Annotated in this window: 16 protein-coding genes and 2 tRNA genes; 2 read left to right on the forward strand and 16 right to left on the reverse strand. The window is 46.4% G+C overall.

All coding sequences use genetic code 11. The features are described from left to right. Positions 1 to 118: 118 nt before the first annotated feature. Both ACR32F_RS22650 and ACR32F_RS22655 read right to left on the reverse strand, forming a co-directional pair. Entirely contained in the window at positions 119 to 601 is a 483-nt protein-coding gene (locus tag ACR32F_RS22650) for a NucA/NucB deoxyribonuclease domain-containing protein (protein ID WP_440110984.1), read from the reverse strand. Between the two features lie 107 nt (positions 602 to 708). Further along, entirely contained in the window at positions 709 to 1,857 is a 1,149-nt protein-coding gene (locus ACR32F_RS22655) for an ATP-binding protein (protein ID WP_440110986.1), read from the reverse strand. Positions 1,858 to 2,152: 295 nt separating this feature from the next. On the opposite strand from ACR32F_RS22655, the gene ACR32F_RS22660 reads away from it, so the two are divergent. Both ACR32F_RS22660 and ACR32F_RS22665 read left to right on the forward strand, forming a co-directional pair. Next, positions 2,153 to 2,341 (forward strand): DUF6199 family natural product biosynthesis protein, encoded by a 189-nt coding sequence (locus tag ACR32F_RS22660; RefSeq protein ID WP_440110988.1) that lies wholly within the window; start codon positions 2,153 to 2,155, stop codon positions 2,339 to 2,341. Between the two features lie 268 nt (positions 2,342 to 2,609). After that, a complete protein-coding gene (locus ACR32F_RS22665) occupies positions 2,610 to 3,224 on the forward strand; it encodes a hypothetical protein (protein WP_440110990.1) in 615 nt (204 codons plus the stop codon). Between the two features lie 64 nt (positions 3,225 to 3,288). Here ACR32F_RS22665 and ACR32F_RS22670 read toward each other — a convergent pair whose 3' ends face one another. The 14 genes from ACR32F_RS22670 to ACR32F_RS22735 all read right to left on the reverse strand — a co-directional run bounded on the left by ACR32F_RS22670 (position 3,289) and on the right by ACR32F_RS22735 (position 15,528). After that, the gene (locus ACR32F_RS22670) at positions 3,289 to 3,618 is read right to left on the reverse strand and encodes a DUF1904 family protein (protein WP_440110992.1); all 330 of its coding nucleotides are present in this window, start codon (positions 3,616 to 3,618) and stop codon (positions 3,289 to 3,291) included. Between the two features lie 169 nt (positions 3,619 to 3,787). Continuing rightward, complete coding sequence (locus ACR32F_RS22675) at positions 3,788 to 3,910, reverse strand: YjcZ family sporulation protein (RefSeq protein ID WP_440110994.1); 123 nt, start codon at positions 3,908 to 3,910, stop codon at positions 3,788 to 3,790. Positions 3,911 to 4,026: 116 nt separating this feature from the next. Next, positions 4,027 to 4,638, reverse strand: coding sequence for a hypothetical protein (locus ACR32F_RS22680; protein ID WP_440110996.1), 612 nt, complete (start codon positions 4,636 to 4,638; stop codon positions 4,027 to 4,029). Positions 4,639 to 4,881: 243 nt separating this feature from the next. After that, on the reverse strand, positions 4,882 to 5,049 hold the full coding sequence (locus tag ACR32F_RS22685) for a hypothetical protein (RefSeq protein ID WP_440110998.1): 168 nt from the start codon (positions 5,047 to 5,049) through the stop codon (positions 4,882 to 4,884). A gap of 135 nt (positions 5,050 to 5,184) precedes the next feature. Continuing rightward, positions 5,185 to 6,741: a tetratricopeptide repeat protein gene (locus ACR32F_RS22690; protein ID WP_440111000.1), complete on the reverse strand. Its 1,557-nt coding sequence runs from the start codon at positions 6,739 to 6,741 to the stop codon at positions 5,185 to 5,187. Positions 6,742 to 6,978: 237 nt separating this feature from the next. Then, positions 6,979 to 7,401 carry a hypothetical protein gene (locus tag ACR32F_RS22695; protein WP_440111002.1) on the reverse strand — a complete coding sequence of 141 codons (423 nt, stop codon included), beginning with the start codon at positions 7,399 to 7,401 and terminating at the stop codon, positions 6,979 to 6,981. Between the two features lie 259 nt (positions 7,402 to 7,660). After that, positions 7,661 to 7,734: transfer RNA gene (locus ACR32F_RS22700), tRNA-Ile, on the reverse strand. Between the two features lie 56 nt (positions 7,735 to 7,790). After that, positions 7,791 to 7,864 (reverse strand) — tRNA-Met (locus ACR32F_RS22705). Between the two features lie 71 nt (positions 7,865 to 7,935). Continuing rightward, the gene (locus ACR32F_RS22710) at positions 7,936 to 8,100 is read right to left on the reverse strand and encodes a hypothetical protein (RefSeq protein ID WP_440111004.1); all 165 of its coding nucleotides are present in this window, start codon (positions 8,098 to 8,100) and stop codon (positions 7,936 to 7,938) included. A gap of 145 nt (positions 8,101 to 8,245) precedes the next feature. Continuing rightward, the gene (locus ACR32F_RS22715; RefSeq protein WP_440111006.1) at positions 8,246 to 9,694 is read right to left on the reverse strand and encodes an ABC transporter substrate-binding protein; all 1,449 of its coding nucleotides are present in this window, start codon (positions 9,692 to 9,694) and stop codon (positions 8,246 to 8,248) included. 21 nt (positions 9,695 to 9,715) lie between these two features. Further along, positions 9,716 to 10,579 carry an ABC transporter ATP-binding protein gene (locus tag ACR32F_RS22720; RefSeq protein ID WP_063567873.1) on the reverse strand — a complete coding sequence of 288 codons (864 nt, stop codon included), beginning with the start codon at positions 10,577 to 10,579 and terminating at the stop codon, positions 9,716 to 9,718. A 2-nt stretch (positions 10,580 to 10,581) separates the two neighbouring features. Next, a complete protein-coding gene (locus ACR32F_RS22725; RefSeq protein ID WP_440111009.1) occupies positions 10,582 to 13,503 on the reverse strand; it encodes an ABC transporter permease in 2,922 nt (973 codons plus the stop codon). Then, on the reverse strand, positions 13,503 to 14,624 hold the full coding sequence (locus tag ACR32F_RS22730) for an efflux RND transporter periplasmic adaptor subunit (RefSeq protein ID WP_440111011.1): 1,122 nt from the start codon (positions 14,622 to 14,624) through the stop codon (positions 13,503 to 13,505). The genes ACR32F_RS22725 and ACR32F_RS22730 overlap by 1 nt, the downstream gene beginning before the upstream one ends. After that, the gene (locus tag ACR32F_RS22735) at positions 14,587 to 15,528 is read right to left on the reverse strand and encodes an ABC transporter ATP-binding protein (RefSeq protein WP_440111013.1); all 942 of its coding nucleotides are present in this window, start codon (positions 15,526 to 15,528) and stop codon (positions 14,587 to 14,589) included. The genes ACR32F_RS22730 and ACR32F_RS22735 overlap by 38 nt, the downstream gene beginning before the upstream one ends. Positions 15,529 to 15,593: the final 65 nt, after the last annotated feature.

Raw genomic sequence — 15,593 nt, forward strand, 5'->3', positions numbered from 1 at the left:
CTTCATACCAAAAACCAGACGCATGAACGTCTGGTTTTTCTCTTTTTACTTATCCCGTACCATACGGTCTCACATCCAAAGCCTCGCTATCTTGTTCTGTCTATCCATAATCTTATTGTTATTTCACCACAAACTTCACCCGTGTTCCATCCGGATATGTACTTAACTGATTTCCAACCCATGATCCTGCTCCACGATTATCTTTGGGCGTAATATATTGGATATCTGCATTCGCTCCGCCCTCCGCACACATCGCCATCGGCCATTCATCCCGATCTTTACCCTTTTTGACCGGAACGCCCTTAAGTGACAAATCTCGGTTACCTTCGGCTCCACCACGATCAATAGTACATACATCCGAATGCCCTGCCTTGATTGCTGCCTGGATATGTTTGGCCGTTTCGGGATAGCGTTCTGACGGAAAAGTAAGGGTATGATCCACACCCTTGTTGCTTCCACCTAATTGGGATGGTGTATCCAGAGGCCATTCTCCTCCACCCCAGGCATAGAGCGCTACCATTAACATCGCTACCAGGGTTCCTATCTGCTTTATGAATCGTTGCTTGCGTTTAGCTTTACTCCCTCTGCGTCTTCTACTCATGCTGCCTCTCCCCCATTCAACTCTTGCATTATATCAGAACGCCAGTTCGTAAAACAATATAAAACAAAAAAAAAAACAGCCGGAATTGCCCGACTGCTTCGTTTATACTACACCACATTGGGAATCGCCTGATGACAAAGTAAAGGCAATGAAACTTCAAACTTCGTACCTTTACCCTCGATACTCTCCACCGAAATGTGACCATCCATCAATTCCAGTAACTCCTTACAGATCGTGAGCCCCAGCCCGGTGCCGCCAAATTTGCGTGCATGAGAGACATCAGTCTGCATGAATGCTTCAAACAAATGATTGATTTGACTTTTCGGAATGCCAATCCCCGTATCACGTATTGTGAACACGATCGTAACCGTATCCCCAAACCGTTCCTTAACATCCATCTGTAATTGCACTTCACCTTGTATCGTGAATTTGATCGCGTTGCTCAGTAAATTATCAAGTACTTGCCGAAGGCGTAGAGGATCACCCGTGAGCACATCAGGAATATTCAAATCAGCATGACAGAGCAAACGAATTTGTTTATTATGGGCCGCAGGTTCATGCGTCTTGATAATCTGTTGAACCAGCTTCAGCGGCTGAAATTCAATTTGCTCCACCACCATTTTCCCTCTGCCCAGCTTTGCCATATCGAGACTATTGTTAATAATGCTCAGAAGGGCTTCACCGGACTGACGCGCAAGCTCCAAATATTCTTTCTGCTCATCACTGTTGTCACCCATGCTGACAAGTTCGATCATGCCCATAATTCCGTTCAATGGTGTTCGGAGTTCATGATTCATTTTTCCAATAAACTCCAATTGTCCTCTGCTGTTCATTTCAGCCAAGGAAACTGCCATATGTAACTGCTGCTCGGCATATTTCCGTTCCGAAATATCGTATTGAATTCCTACAAAAAATAAACATTCCCCCGACTCATTGAAGATCGGATCAAAATTCAGTTCATTCCAGAATTTCTGTCCACTTTTCGTATAATTTAAAATTTCTATCTTAATCGACTGCTGTGTTTTCAACGCATAACGTATCTGCTGTATCGTTTTTGAATCCGTATCCGGCCCTTGAAGAAAGCGGCAATTTTGTCCAACAGACTCTTCCTTGCTGTATCCAGTCAATTGAGTAAAATGTTCATTTACATACATTAGCGGGAATTCAGGCAAGGTAGCGTCCACTACCGTCACGGATGATTTAATCTTGGAGATAATGAATTCCCATTGTATTGCAAGTTGATTGTGTTGGGTCATACTTCCTCCTTCATCTCACAAAACTATAAACTGTCTATGGTCATCATGGAGATATGGGAACCCGATGGTATGTGATTATACAAAGCCAATATAATTAATTGTAACATAGTTATTCAAATCATGTATTCCTTGGGTAATAACTGATAAATAACATTTGTGATAAAACACATCATCTGGAGGTTACCTCATGAAATTTCTGTTAATCGTCATTATTATTATTTTGATTGTTTTCTTCTTCACAAAACGTAAGCGTTAATTCGAGCCTGTCATGTAGAGTAGGGAAGGAAGATCGGGTATGAGAACCGTCTTTTTTATATTCATGACACTATGTATCATCAATCTGTGCTTCCCGAAATTTGGTTGGTACTTGCGGTATGGCTGGATTTCCCGGGGCGAGGCTGAGCCGAGCAGACCTTATATGACCATGGCCAGAATATCCAGTCTGTTGATGCTGCTTATTGCTTTTACGCTCGTTGTAGCTTGAATCATAGGAATCAGAAAACAGCTGTCCCCCGTTGGGCAGCTGTTTTTTTCTGTCAGCATTTTGCACAATCCGATTCAACTCGCCCTCGGGTACAAGATCTAGACGAATAGAACCATTTCGATCTACATCTTACTGATTGAAAGACGCTCTTTGGATTTATGCAGAATGCTCATGTTTCAATGACGGGAAAATGATAACTTTATTTGTGGTGTGCTCACGACAATATCCGTAATATGTACTTATCGTTGTGTGGAAAGGACACCTTAGCATGAACATCGCATTTTATCCATACTTGGCTGTCAAAACGCTGCTTTCTCTCATTAATGTCATATATATCATGGTTATTACGACGTTTATTTACGGACAGACCGGGTCCATCCTCTATGCTGCGCTGTTTCCATGTATGCAAATCACCGCGCGTATCGTGGCAGGACTCACTTTTCCATTGCTTGTGAATCGTATCGCATTATCCAGACTAATGATTAGCATTCCGGCAGCGAAAACATGCATGATTACCGGAATCGCCGTCGCATTCACTCATCTTACTGCTCATATCCCTGTTCTACTTTTTGGAATAGCCATTCTCTCTCTTTTGGACGGATGGGAATCTCGCCTCTTAAACGCGTTAACCCCCCAGCTGGTTCAAGGAGAGGATCTGGCGAAGGCGAATAGCCTGCTCTCTTTCTCTACTCATACGGCGACGATTATCGGATATGCAATGACAGGATTCATCGTCGTATATTTGGGGGCCTCACAGACATTCTGGGCGGTTACCACCTTGTCCTGGGCCGTACTGATTCTGATGGTGTCTGCGATTTGCTCTTTTGGGTTAAGTCGAGTACAGCGAAGCCATCATGATACAATGGATACGAATAATTCATAATTCAAAATAAAAGACGAGCAACCCTCTGCTCGTCCCGGACTGCTCCGAAGTTATTCGGGCAGTCTCAATCCAATCGGTAATCTGTCAGCGGCTTGCCTTGTTTATAATACAGTGCAGGTGACAGTATATTGAAGAAAATATGCACGTCAGGCAGATGCGCTTCTTCCAAAATAGCCTGCATGGACGATGCAATCCGATTATGAATCTCCTGGTCACGTTGAAACATTAGAATCTCTACGGAAGCTGGAGAAGGAGTAAGTGCTTGTACATCGTGTCGCTCTGCCTTCATTCTCTCCAGTGGAATATTGGTAATCAAGGCCATCTGCTGCGTAATACGGGGTACAACTTCCTCTAGCTGGGGACCTGTGAATCCTTTAAAACGAATAAACGGCATTACTATCCCTTCAATCTCTATTAATAGTCTCTTATGTGATTTTAAGCACATTGTTTTCTATTGTCAAATCTCATTCATCATATCCGTTTATCCCAAAAGCTAAGAAAAACCCCACTGAATTCTCAGCGGAGCTTAGTGTAATGCACTCTTACATCGTCCTTTGTGTGGCTTACAGCCAGAAAGATTTAGTGATGATTACGAGCAGGATGAAAAGTACGAGAATTGCACTTGTGGAAGTCCATCCGCCAAATCCACCAACATTGCCACAACAACCGTATCCAACTTGACTCATTTGCTTGGCCTCCTTTGAATTTCAAGGTATGCCATAACATATGCGATTCCCACACAAATGACCGGGCGTTTCGGCAAGCTCATTAGCCCAATCATCGGGGGATTCTCCCAGCTGAGCTATGCTATAACTACTTTGAGGTTCACACGGTTTTCATGGGCTGTATGGCGTGCAGGGCCAGTATTTCCTTTATCCAGCATGATCAAGCGAGTGCGTGTGTCGTTTCTGGATGCCAAAATAATCTCTCCGTCAGGGTTGATACAATAGGCGATCGGGATGGACATGTCACTGCCACGGTACGAACCGTCCGCATGGCTAGTCCCCATAACGATACATTGATTTTGTATGGCAATCTGCCGGGCCGCTTCAAGCCATTCCGTATACTGCTCTTCACTAAACATGCCCACACCGATGGAATGAAATATGATGTCCACGCTGCCTTTATTTTCGTTGCGAAATCCTTGCAGCACTAACTCGTCACACAATAAAGTACTTATCACCCAATCCTGTTCCTCAACCACTTCAGCAAATGTATATGTTGCTTTCTCCAGTATGCTGGTCCCATTCTTGTTGATGATAATTGAGCGGTCCTTGGGGCGTTCGTTCAATCTGTGGTGACCTGACACAATCATCGTTCCATACGCATTCGCCAGACGGCAAGCCTCTTCCACGTTCTCGTTTAGATACCCTTCAGGAAAGAGTAACACATCCGCTTCAGGATATTGCTTCAATTCGGCTTCAAGCTATACCAATTGCTGTTCCAGCCTCGGTTGTCCAATGATAATCTTCATCTGGTTCATCTGGCATCCCCCATTAAATATTATAAGCCGGTTCATACCTGAATAAGGTACGAAACCGGCTTAAAGGTTGTACGGAAAGCATTGTTCCTACTCATCGTACCTCGCTTCAAGAGTAATTGGTTCTAATCCTATTGCTCGGTGAAACAATTACCTTTACAGTTCAATGATATGTAGTTAGGCATTTCTACGTTCAATTCTATCATAGACGGCCTGTCCATCATTGCTTTGATCTGTAGCGATATCTTTTACCAATAGGGCACTGTTTGCATTTCCAGACAAAACACTAAATGCACCCACAACCCACATTAATGGATATAATGCAACGGATAAGGCTTTTTTCATATCTTTGTCTCCTTTTCTGCTTAAGTAGATGATTGGTTGAATATCCCAGTAATACGATTACACCCCAATTAAGTTTCAATTTTATATACAATCATCACCATTTTTTACATATAGGAGACAAGTTCTAATATTTGTTCAGATCAACCCGAAACTCTGGAGTAACGCTACTGCCTCTTCATGATCAGGTTCCAGAGCCAGTACTTTATGGGTATATGCCAGTGTTTCTTCTTCCAGTTCAAGCTCATAACAGCACACGGCCAAGTCGTACAAAACAGCTGAATTGTGGTTACTCGGATCTGCATCCAGCGCGCTCTCCAGAAACCGCTTGGCATCCTCATACATATACATCTCATATAATAACTGCCCTGCCAGAAACGCCAGCCCTCCCTGCTGTTCCATCACATAGTAGGACGACCACATCATGTGAATTCCAGACTGAATATCGAGCATTTCCTCATCACTTGCATCCGGAAGAAGACTGGAAATGTGCGTAGCACTGTGGATCAAGAACTCAGCATCATATCCGCCCAGACGCCAAAACGGTAAAATATGCTTTAACTCCATACGCTCGATCTGATGATCTATCCATTGTTTCATACTGAAAAAATCATCCGGTCCAAAACGTTCAACAAAGCGATGGTAGGCCAGCCGCGTGTTCACATAACTCATCGGTTCTTCCACCATCAACATGCACCCTACATTCAGATCTTTATAATGATGTGTCGTGAATCGAGTATGGGCGCCCTGTTGTTCCAGGGCATGTTGAATGGCATGGTAGTTGGCCGTTAAAGAAAAACTCCCGTGAAGAACGAATTCAGGCGGCTCTGCGAACTTCCAGTTATCCAGCCGATGATCCCCTTTATCAGCGGTAATCAACACATAACCTGACTGTGACAACTTGTTCAGCCGTTCAAGACAAGACAAACCGATTGCAGGAAACAGAATGTGCGAATCCTCCAGCTCCTCTTTGTACAATGTAATAAGCTCCTGATATGGATAGTTATCCGCACTGTATTCGGGTGCCCGGCGATACTCATAACTCAGCGTCATGTTCTTCAGCATCTCAGCGGGGTCCAGATCAAGATGACTATCTGGAGACTGAACAAGCAGATCGCACTCATATATCTCGCCATCCCCAATATAGATTAATTCCTGCGGAATGCTGTCAAAAAAGTAATTGGCAATCAACAACAACGGTTGTTTCAGATCGCCCGGCCGAATAACCGTACCAGCAACGACCAGATTCAACTCCGTATCCTCTACAGCGTCAAAACGCGCAAAATCCAATATGCCTTGTTGAATAAAGGATTGCATGGATGGATGCTCTTTCCAACCCAACACATTCTCCACTACGAGATCAGTCATCACATATCTGAAGGAAGGCAGCTCTATTCCAGCAAAATCCTTTAACTCGACCAGTTTAAGGAGGACTTGGTGAGCCAAACGCCCTACGCCCGCTCCAAGCTCCAGAATGGTCACGGTCTCGGCGGTCTGTCCCTTGTTCGCGAGATCCTGAAGAAAACCAAAAATCATCTCGGCATACGCCGTTGCAATCATCGGATTACTAGTGATATATTGAGGCACCTGATTCTCAGTCCAAGCCTCTAGCCCTTTCTGTTCATAATAAGCTCTTTGCCAGCCCCAGACGGGAGCTTCACTGTAACGAAAACGTTGACTTTCATTTGGCGTCATTAAACGTAAACCCGCTTTCTATCTATAATTTCATAAAATTCTCAGATGTTCACACACTACTTTATTTCGAATACCATTCCATCTCTGTAAAGCATTATATCATAGAACCCCGTCTACTCGATGGACGTTCCGTTTTCCCCCTTCAACAAGAAAAAACCTGCTTTTTAGGGCAGGTCTGTGATGTCCTTCATTTAAGAAATTATTGATCTAGTTCACTTTGAGCAAGGGCGCTCAACATTAGTCGGAATACACGGCTCCATCAAAGTTCTCAGGGCCTACACGAATGGTACCCAGCAAGTTGGAGCTAACGAATGCAGTGTACGTCAATTGAGGCGTGATTGGTGGATTGAAGTCATTTGCGGAGAACGTAATAACTTGAGGGGCCAGAACACTCAAGCTGAACGTAGAAGTTGCCGAATAGATGAGAGGGTCTGTTGGCAAGGTTCCTCTGACAATCGTAATGGTTATACCTACGAGTGCTAAAGGAAGTTGTACAGACACCGTTCCTTTGAGTTGTACCCGTGGGTTTGCCCCTGCTCCTTCTGTTAGCAGACCAATCTGTCCAAATAATTGTGGCGTGTTAATAACAAGGATCGGTACAGCGATAGAGTTGGCAAAACTCGCATTCTGCGAGGTTCTTGCATCAAGAAATTGACTCATGAATCTACCTCCTATGGTTTGGAATAAGATAGTATATGTGAGATTTGAAATACGGTATGGACATACACTGACATTCAGAAAAAAGGGCATATTAAAAAGACACTACCCGTGTTATTCTTGAGCAGCGTCCTTCTCATTTTAGATTCATATCGTTAATACCCATAATCTTTCGATAATAACAAGTTACCATGTTTGCTCTACAGCTTACATTACATAAAAACAGAAAAAAACCCTTGCGTTAGCAAGGGTTTTAAGAGAATGGGCCCTGAGGGACTCGAACCCCCGACCAATCGGTTATGAGCCGACCGCTCTAACCAACTGAGCTAAGGGCCCTAAACAGGAATATATAACGTGCAGATGATGGCTGTGAATCATCCAGTAAAACTAAATTGCGGGGGCAGGATTTGAACCTGCGGCCTTCGGGTTATGAGCCCGACGAGCTACCGGGCTGCTCCACCCCGCGTCAGTAAGAAATATTAAAACAGCGACTTAATTAATATACACCATACATGCTCTATAAGTCAAGGGGTAATGTTAGGGAATAAAACGTACACCGTATCTTCCTTTACGTGATCGATACACTTCCACTTCCGCCGGTTCATTATGTCCATAAATCCAGCCATCCTGCTCCATCCGCTTGGCAAGACACCCTGCTTGAAATTTGGTTGCATACAATTTGCTGAAATATATCCAGTGCATAACGCTCGTCCTTTCTGGAGTCATCATGTATTCCTCTTTTTGTAGAATACCCCATTTCCATAAAATTAGCCGCCAAAGAACTAAATCTCCAGCGGCTAATAGATGTGGTTGCTTTTTATAAAATTTCTGTACCTTCAAAAATGAATTAGAACGTGGCTTTAGGGTTCTTTTTCAACTTCTCCAGCATTTCGTTCCCTTTGGCTGCCCATTCACCCAATGCTTCTTTTGGGGTCTTTTTGTTCTCAAGTACTTGATTGAAAAATTCCATACCCTTGTCACTTACTTGCCATAGGCCTGGCATTTTTTGATATAATTTATCCGCATTGCTATTTGTCGGTGGAACAGGTTTCAGCGTATAGAACGCCTGGATGTTATAATCTAAACCATCCTTTGGTTTAATGAAGCTTTTCCGGGATACCATCTCGTAACTGCTGCGTGCTTTGATCTTCGCCCAGTCTTCACTGTTCATATACTTGATCAATTCCCATGCATCATCAGGGTTCTGAGCTGCACTATTAATAGCCATGAGGTTACTCAAATAAATATTGCCTCCGATTTCAGGAGCTTCCGGATGAACCGGAGGTGTAACCACATCCCAGTCTACTTTCGTAAAGCCCTTCATTTTATCCGCATTTTTATTGGCATCGATCAATTGATTAATATAGCTGTAATCTCCGATGACCATGGCTGTTTTGCCACCTAGGAACAGATCATTTGAAAGCGGATTATACTGTCCACCCTCATCTTGATCCTGCGGTTCATCCCCTTTAGGAATCACTTTTTCCAGGGCAAGTTTGCTAATCGTGCTCCATACTTTCTCCCACTGAGGAGAATCCACGGTCATTTTCTCTGCTTTGTCATCAAAAACCTTCAGCTGCAAAGAGTTATAATACTGGGACATCGTATGGTATGGAGAACCACCTTGGTAGGTACTGAACGAGAAACCAAACACATGATCTTTGCCTTCACCCTTGGTTAGACGGGTGCCCAGGTTGAAGATGTCCCCCCAGGTCATATTGTCCGTTGGAGGCTCCACCCCTGCTTTCTGAAACATGCCCTTGTTATAGAACAATGCTGAAGAGGAGAACGTTGGTGTCAATGCGTAGATGCTCTGATCCCCCAGATCCTTGATGCCTTCGAGAACACTTGGCACAATATCCGTGGTATCAAACTTGTCTTCCTGCATCAGTGGATCTAGCTGTTTCACCATATTTTCCTGAATTAACGATTTGATCGTCGATGTATCAGCCACGATAACGTCTACCGGGTTATCCCCTGTCATAATTTTCTTCAAGCTTTCCATGGTATCCGGAACGTCCTGTTGCTCTTCCTGATTCCCATACCCGTACATACTGCCTTGATCTACAGCAGGTACAATTTCAATGGTTATATTCTCATGAGTCAATTCAAAAGCATCAGTAAATTGTTGACGGAAATTGCTGTCATCTTGGCCCCCCCATAACGTTGCAACACGCAGCACACGCTGCTCGTTATCCTTGGACTCACTCGCTGTACAACCCGCAAGCAGCGGTAATGCCAGACTCGCTGTAGCCAGCACGGCCAACACCCGTTTTCCCCAAAACCTATTCTTCATTTCCCAATTCCCCCTCTAAAATTATCTTGGCGGTGTTATCACTATACGCTCACCGTCAAACTCCAATGTCGCACGATTATCAATGGACAATGCCTCCAGATATTCCTTGGGTACCTGAAGCCGTCCCGCCCGGTCAATGATGACAAAGGCTTCATGAATATCCGGGGCTCCTGCCTCCGACAAGCCATGTTCATCATCCAGGTTCGGATTGCGCTTCACAAACTCGGTGCTGGTCAAGCCGTCCCGAATCGCCACGATCCGGTCCACCTTGCCAGCGAGGGTTAGATCATGCGTAACAATCACAATCGTGACCCCGAGCTCCTTGTTCATTTTGCGAAAAATGCCCATGATGGTGTCACAGGTCTCCGAATCCACCGAGCCTGTCGGTTCATCGGCAAGCAGCAGCTTGGGACGATTCGATAATGAGATGGCAATCGCCACCCGCTGCTGTTCCCCACCGGACAGTTGATGCAGCTTGTTGTGCATCCGATCCTTCAATCCAACCCACTCTAGCAGCTGCATGGCATAGGCACGATCTCGCTTGCCTCCCAGGATCATGGGTGTTTCCACGTTTTCCAGCGCTGTGAGGTAAGGCAGCAGGTTACGGCCATTATTTTGCCAAATGAATCCTACCGTATGACGTTTGTATTCGACTAGTTGTGCATCCGTCATTTTCAACAAGTCCCAGTCTCCGACCACGGCAGTACCCGCTGTTGGACGATCAAGTCCTCCTAGAATGTTAAGCAATGTGGATTTACCGCTACCGCTATTACCAATAATCGCCATCATTTCACCTTGATTGACAGTCAGGTTAAGGCCTTGAAGGGCAACGACTTCCACATCGCTGGATTTGAAAATTTTGACAAGTCCTTCGCATTGGATCACGTTTACCTCTCCTCTCCCATTTTGACTGCCTGGTGAACACGCAGCCTGCGAATCTGCCATAGCAGCATCGTAGCGCCAATGACCAGCATGACCACAGTCACGCCATACAATTGCAGCATATCTTTCTCTTCAAATACAATTCGGAACGGTGGTACCTGTGCAGATACATTATCCGTGGTTTGCAGGAACGGGAGGAACAGACGACTGGATACCTGACCAATGCCAATACCCAGGATAATCGACAGACCCGCCGTGAACACCTGCTCCAGCAGCAGCATACCGCTCAATTGCGCTCGGGATAGACCCATAGCCCGCAGTACACCGAACTGCACAACACGTCCTGACAGATTGAAGAACCAGTACAGAATGTATCCAATCAGGGAGATAATGACCGATACCAGGAAACCAAGACTGAGGATGCCGAACACACCGCCACGGGACGGATGCTTACCCTGGGATACCAGTTCTGTCCGCACATCGCGTATAGACGATAATTCAATGCCTTCTCCGGCAAGTTTCTCCATCAACGGAGCCACCTTGGCATCCGGTTCCATTTTCAGCCACACCTCATAGGGAATCAGAGGCACCTGATCATAGATATAATCCAGATTGGCAACGAAGAACGGCATCTGATCCGGATACTGCGCAGGCCAGTACGGAATGATACCGAAGACTACGAATTCAATCGCCTGTCCCTGTATACCGATAGAGACGAGATCTCCTGTTTTGAGTTTGAATTTGTCTGCAAATTTGGAAGAGATCAATACGGCCCCTTCATATTTCCCAAGCAAATCTAGATACTTGTATGGATGTGCCGGAAACAGATCGTTACGGAACCACGCCACTTGAGCAAAGTCCACGTTATCGATCCCGACCAACATTCCCTGTCCGCCTGATTTACCGGAGACGATAATATTGCCTTTGGTCTGTAACACTCGTGCTGCATGCTCCACACCATCCAGGCTACGGAATATTTCAAAAGGAGGTTCGGAGTATATCACTTTGGTTGGTTGCGAAGAACCACCACCGCCTCCCGAGGCTCCTCCGCCATTTCCACCCCCGGATGCACCGCCACCTCCAGAACCTCCGGCACCGCCTCCTCCACCTTGCTGTCCACCACCTGAACCGCCGCCTTGTCCAGAACCAGTCGGCTTGATCTCAGGTGTTCCTTCCCATACCGTTTGCATAATGACATCCGAACCATATCGGTATAATGTGCGCTCGGTGGAGTTCAGATCGATAGTCCGAGCAGCAGCAGAGTTATATACACCGAGTCCGAGCGTCAATACAAGCAAGATCATCAACGGATAGTAAGAAGACGACGAACGTGAGAGCTGTGTCAGCGTCAGATATAGCGGAACCGGGAGAAACTTGCGCCCAATCAGCTGAATGAGCTTCAGAATCCACGGGAACAATCGCAGGAAGAACAGCCCCAGTGCAAAGATGGCGAGTGCGGGTACAAAGAACAGAAACGGCTGTACCTGCAACTGATCTGTTGTCATTCCGGTCTGGAACGTGAGCATCTGCCGTTCGTAGAACAGATAATATCCGTATCCAGCCAGGCCAAGCAGGACAACATCCAGGAACCAACGCTGCCATACCGGAGCACGATCGGTACGTGCCTGTCTCCGCTTGGCCGATACAATGGTCGCCCGCGCGTAGGTTATTGCCGGAATTAGCGAAGCTATGATTGCCACCAATACGGCGACAAGCCCCATCAGAATGGCTTCTTTGGATACACCAATCGGAATTGATTTCCGATCCACGAAGGACAGGAATCCGCTGGCTGAACCAATACTTTTGGCCATAAACCAACCCAGAAATGGTCCAATAACCAGCGCAATGGCTCCCAGAAATATACCTTCGAGCAGGTATAGGGAGAAGATCTGGCGGGCTGAAGCTCCCCGACTACGCAGCACAGCAATGTCACTTTCCTGTTTCTGCAGCGACTGCCTTGCATTCATCGCAATAAAATAAAAGACCATCGCGATCATTGGTGCTGCAAGTGTGAACAGCATCGTCTGCAATTGCAGACTCTGACTGCGGAATTGTTTGAGCAGGTCCCCAAAGGTAATATCCACTTTCGTATCCTTCAGCCGTTGATACAGATCGATATCTAACCGTTCCAGAACAGAGGTCAATCCCGAGAGCTGGCTGGTTTGAATCTCTTTCAGATCAAATGCATAATACCAACGTGAGTTCTGAAGCGGAATTCCTTTTTCCTTTAACAAAATATTATTAAATACGGAATCATCCACATAGAGTCCATTCATCATGCCATCAAATCCCTGTACCCAATAAGGGCTATTGGGATCGTCTGCTTTGAAGGAACCTGTAATCTTGACACGCAAAGTGATATCAAGTCCGCTGTATACCGGATATTCCAGAATATCTCCGATATGCAGATCGTTACGATACATGCCTTCTTCCAGCATGACTGCTTCAATAACTTCGTCCTTGACCTGATTACCTGGCTTCACACCAGCGGAATAGTTAACCTGTGCGTCCAGACCTGTCATCGTACCCAGACTCATGCTGCGTACCCGGCTGGCATCCACCTTGGTTGGATCCTCCGGGTTCACCTCTGTGCTGCGAATGGATCTGGAATTGACATACGTATGAAATGGAAACCCAATATCACGAGGCACATCCTCACGAATGTATCGATCCACTTCTTCCAGCCCCCGTGTGTCTGTCTTCACACCACCAGGCGCCTGGTAACTCATGAGCAACGACCCTGCCGGTAATCCCTCACTGTTATCCTGCAGCGTCTGGGCCACGACTCTTTTCAGCGCACCGTCGGCATACATTGGAATACTGACGGTGAACGCTACCGCCACAATCAGTCCGATCAGTGTGCTGAACGTCATCCAGCGAGTGTTCCACATTTTGCGGAACAACAGTCGAAGCAATGGCAGCCCCATTAGCGGCCCACTACTTTCTGTCCAACGGTCAGACCTTTCAGAATCTCCACATCCGTCGAGGTCTGTTGTCCAACTTCCACGTCCACTTCACGCTTGCTGCCATCACTCTCCACAACCTGCACGTACGTTCGTGAACCGATGGAGCGCAAAGCTGACACAGGAATAACAATCGCGTTCTCGGTACGCTGCGTGACAATCGAGACGGTCAGCGGTGTACCGCGTTCAACACCTTTAGGCAACTTTGCCAGGGAAACGATAACAAATTTATCGAGCGTTTCCTTGGTTGGAGGTGTCCCACCTTCTCCTGTACCTCCGCCGCTGCCATTACCGCTTCCAGTTTCCGATGCTTGAGCTACCGGCATCACTTTAATTTTGCCAGCCACTTTGCCTGCACCATTGATGTCCACATCTGCCTTCATTCCAGCTGAAACCTTCTCCAGATCTTCCTTGGCAAACGTAGCGGCCACGACCAGGTTCGATGTATCCGCAATGGTCGCAATGGGATCATACGCTTTCACTGCGGCGCCTTTCTCCACTTGTACTGCGATAATGGTTCCCCCAAACGGAGCAGTCAATGTAGCTTTACCCAGTTTATCCTCCAGATCAGCGAGTTCCTGACGAAGCTCTTCAAACGCAATAGTGGATTCTTCGAATTCCACCGGGTCCATCTCATCGCGCTTACGAAGTGTTTCCTTCATTTGAACTTCCGATTTGCGAATCTGAAGGTTCTTCGCCCGGATTTCCTTCTCCACACTCTCTACATCGAGAACAGCGAGAAGCTGACCCTTTTTCACTTTATCCCCTGGTTTTACATTCAACTCTTTGATATGCATGCCATCGAGTGTAAAGTACACTTTTTCTTCACGCTGACTCATCATTTTGCCGCTGCCACTTACTTTTTTCTCCAGCGTTTCCGTCCGGACTTCATATTCCGGCTTCTTGGAAATCGTTGGTGGTGTAATTGGTGGAAGCACTTCTTCCTCTGTTTCTGCCGGCAGCAAAGAGCAGCCGGACATCGTTGCAGCCACTACCACAGCAAGTACAATTAGTGCTGCACGTTTCCCCCTCTTCGGAGCGGCCTCTTTACTTGATAAATTTGCCGTCCGCCATTTCATAAACATGGTCCGCAACCTCCAAAATCGTAGGATCGTGTGTAGTCATACATATCGTTACTTGTTCCACTTCAATAATATTGCGAAATACAGCCATGACTTGTGCTCCCATTTTGGAATCCAGTTCTGCCGTCGGCTCATCTGCAAGCAACAGTCTGGGTCTATGGGCAATCGCCTTCGCGATGGCTACCCGCTGCTGCTCTCCACCAGACATCTCGAAGGGACGGTGCTTCACTCGTTTGGTCAGACCAACCAGGTCCAGACAATGACCTACCCGATCCTTCCATTCCGAGCGGGGTACATCCGCCATCCGCAGCGACAGCTCTACATTTTCCCAGGCAGACAATAGAGGCATGAGCGCATACGCCTGAAAAATAAAACCGATTTCCTTGCGCCGCAGTGCAGTCCGCCGTCGGTCTCCCCAATCCTGAAGAGGCTGACCGGAGAACAAAATGTCTCCACTTGAAGGCTGATCCAGCCCACCAAGCATATTAAGCAGTGTCGTTTTGCCTGAGCCCGATCTGCCTTTCAGCATCACCAGCTGTTGTGGATTCACTTCCATATCGATACCCTTAAGCACATGGATGATTCGGCTTCCCGTCTGGAAACTGCGATGTACATTGCGAACCTCCAGCACCGGCCCATCATAAGGGGGCAATAGTTCCTTCTTCGGCGCGATTTTCTTCTCGGGCTCATCAGCAACAACGGTCGCTGCCACCTCATCCAGGCTGGGCTGCCTTTCGTCTGTAGAAGGCTGATTCGTCGGACTTAGAGGTTCACTTATGTAGGTCTGGCCTTCCGACTCGATTACTGCCTCCTGCTGCGCTTTCCCTTGTACAAGTTCATCGCCTGAAGGGCTCTTAGCAGGTCTCTTTCTGGAAAATAACTTCTTCATGCCAGCAATCACGCTCATCCTTTCTTGAAATCCCGTTCATTTCTTTTAGAACACTAAAATTAGAAATCTATTCCATACTACAC

It is taken from the genome of Paenibacillus hebaui (assembly GCF_051934385.1).
Classification (GTDB): domain Bacteria; phylum Bacillota; class Bacilli; order Paenibacillales; family Paenibacillaceae; genus Paenibacillus.

Excerpts from the sequence above, each read along its gene's own strand:
- ACR32F_RS22650 (WP_440110984.1), bottom strand. The coding sequence starts at position 601 with ATGAGTAGAAGACGCAGAGGGAGTAAAGCTAAACGCAAGCAACGATTC.
- ACR32F_RS22655 (WP_440110986.1), bottom strand. The coding sequence starts at position 1,857 with ATGACCCAACACAATCAACTTGCAATACAATGGGAATTCATTATCTCC.
- ACR32F_RS22660 (WP_440110988.1), top strand. The coding sequence starts at position 2,153 with ATGAGAACCGTCTTTTTTATATTCATGACACTATGTATCATCAATCTG.
- ACR32F_RS22665 (WP_440110990.1), top strand. The coding sequence starts at position 2,610 with ATGAACATCGCATTTTATCCATACTTGGCTGTCAAAACGCTGCTTTCT.
- ACR32F_RS22670 (WP_440110992.1), bottom strand. The coding sequence starts at position 3,618 with ATGCCGTTTATTCGTTTTAAAGGATTCACAGGTCCCCAGCTAGAGGAA.
- ACR32F_RS22675 (WP_440110994.1), bottom strand. The coding sequence starts at position 3,910 with ATGAGTCAAGTTGGATACGGTTGTTGTGGCAATGTTGGTGGATTTGGC.
- ACR32F_RS22685 (WP_440110998.1), bottom strand. The coding sequence starts at position 5,049 with ATGAAAAAAGCCTTATCCGTTGCATTATATCCATTAATGTGGGTTGTG.
- ACR32F_RS22690 (WP_440111000.1), bottom strand. The coding sequence starts at position 6,741 with ATGACGCCAAATGAAAGTCAACGTTTTCGTTACAGTGAAGCTCCCGTC.
- ACR32F_RS22695 (WP_440111002.1), bottom strand. The coding sequence starts at position 7,401 with ATGAGTCAATTTCTTGATGCAAGAACCTCGCAGAATGCGAGTTTTGCC.
- ACR32F_RS22710 (WP_440111004.1), bottom strand. The coding sequence starts at position 8,100 with ATGCACTGGATATATTTCAGCAAATTGTATGCAACCAAATTTCAAGCA.
- ACR32F_RS22715 (WP_440111006.1), bottom strand. The coding sequence starts at position 9,694 with ATGAAGAATAGGTTTTGGGGAAAACGGGTGTTGGCCGTGCTGGCTACA.
- ACR32F_RS22725 (WP_440111009.1), bottom strand. The coding sequence starts at position 13,503 with ATGGGGCTGCCATTGCTTCGACTGTTGTTCCGCAAAATGTGGAACACT.
- ACR32F_RS22730 (WP_440111011.1), bottom strand. The coding sequence starts at position 14,624 with ATGTTTATGAAATGGCGGACGGCAAATTTATCAAGTAAAGAGGCCGCT.
- ACR32F_RS22735 (WP_440111013.1), bottom strand. The coding sequence starts at position 15,528 with ATGAGCGTGATTGCTGGCATGAAGAAGTTATTTTCCAGAAAGAGACCT.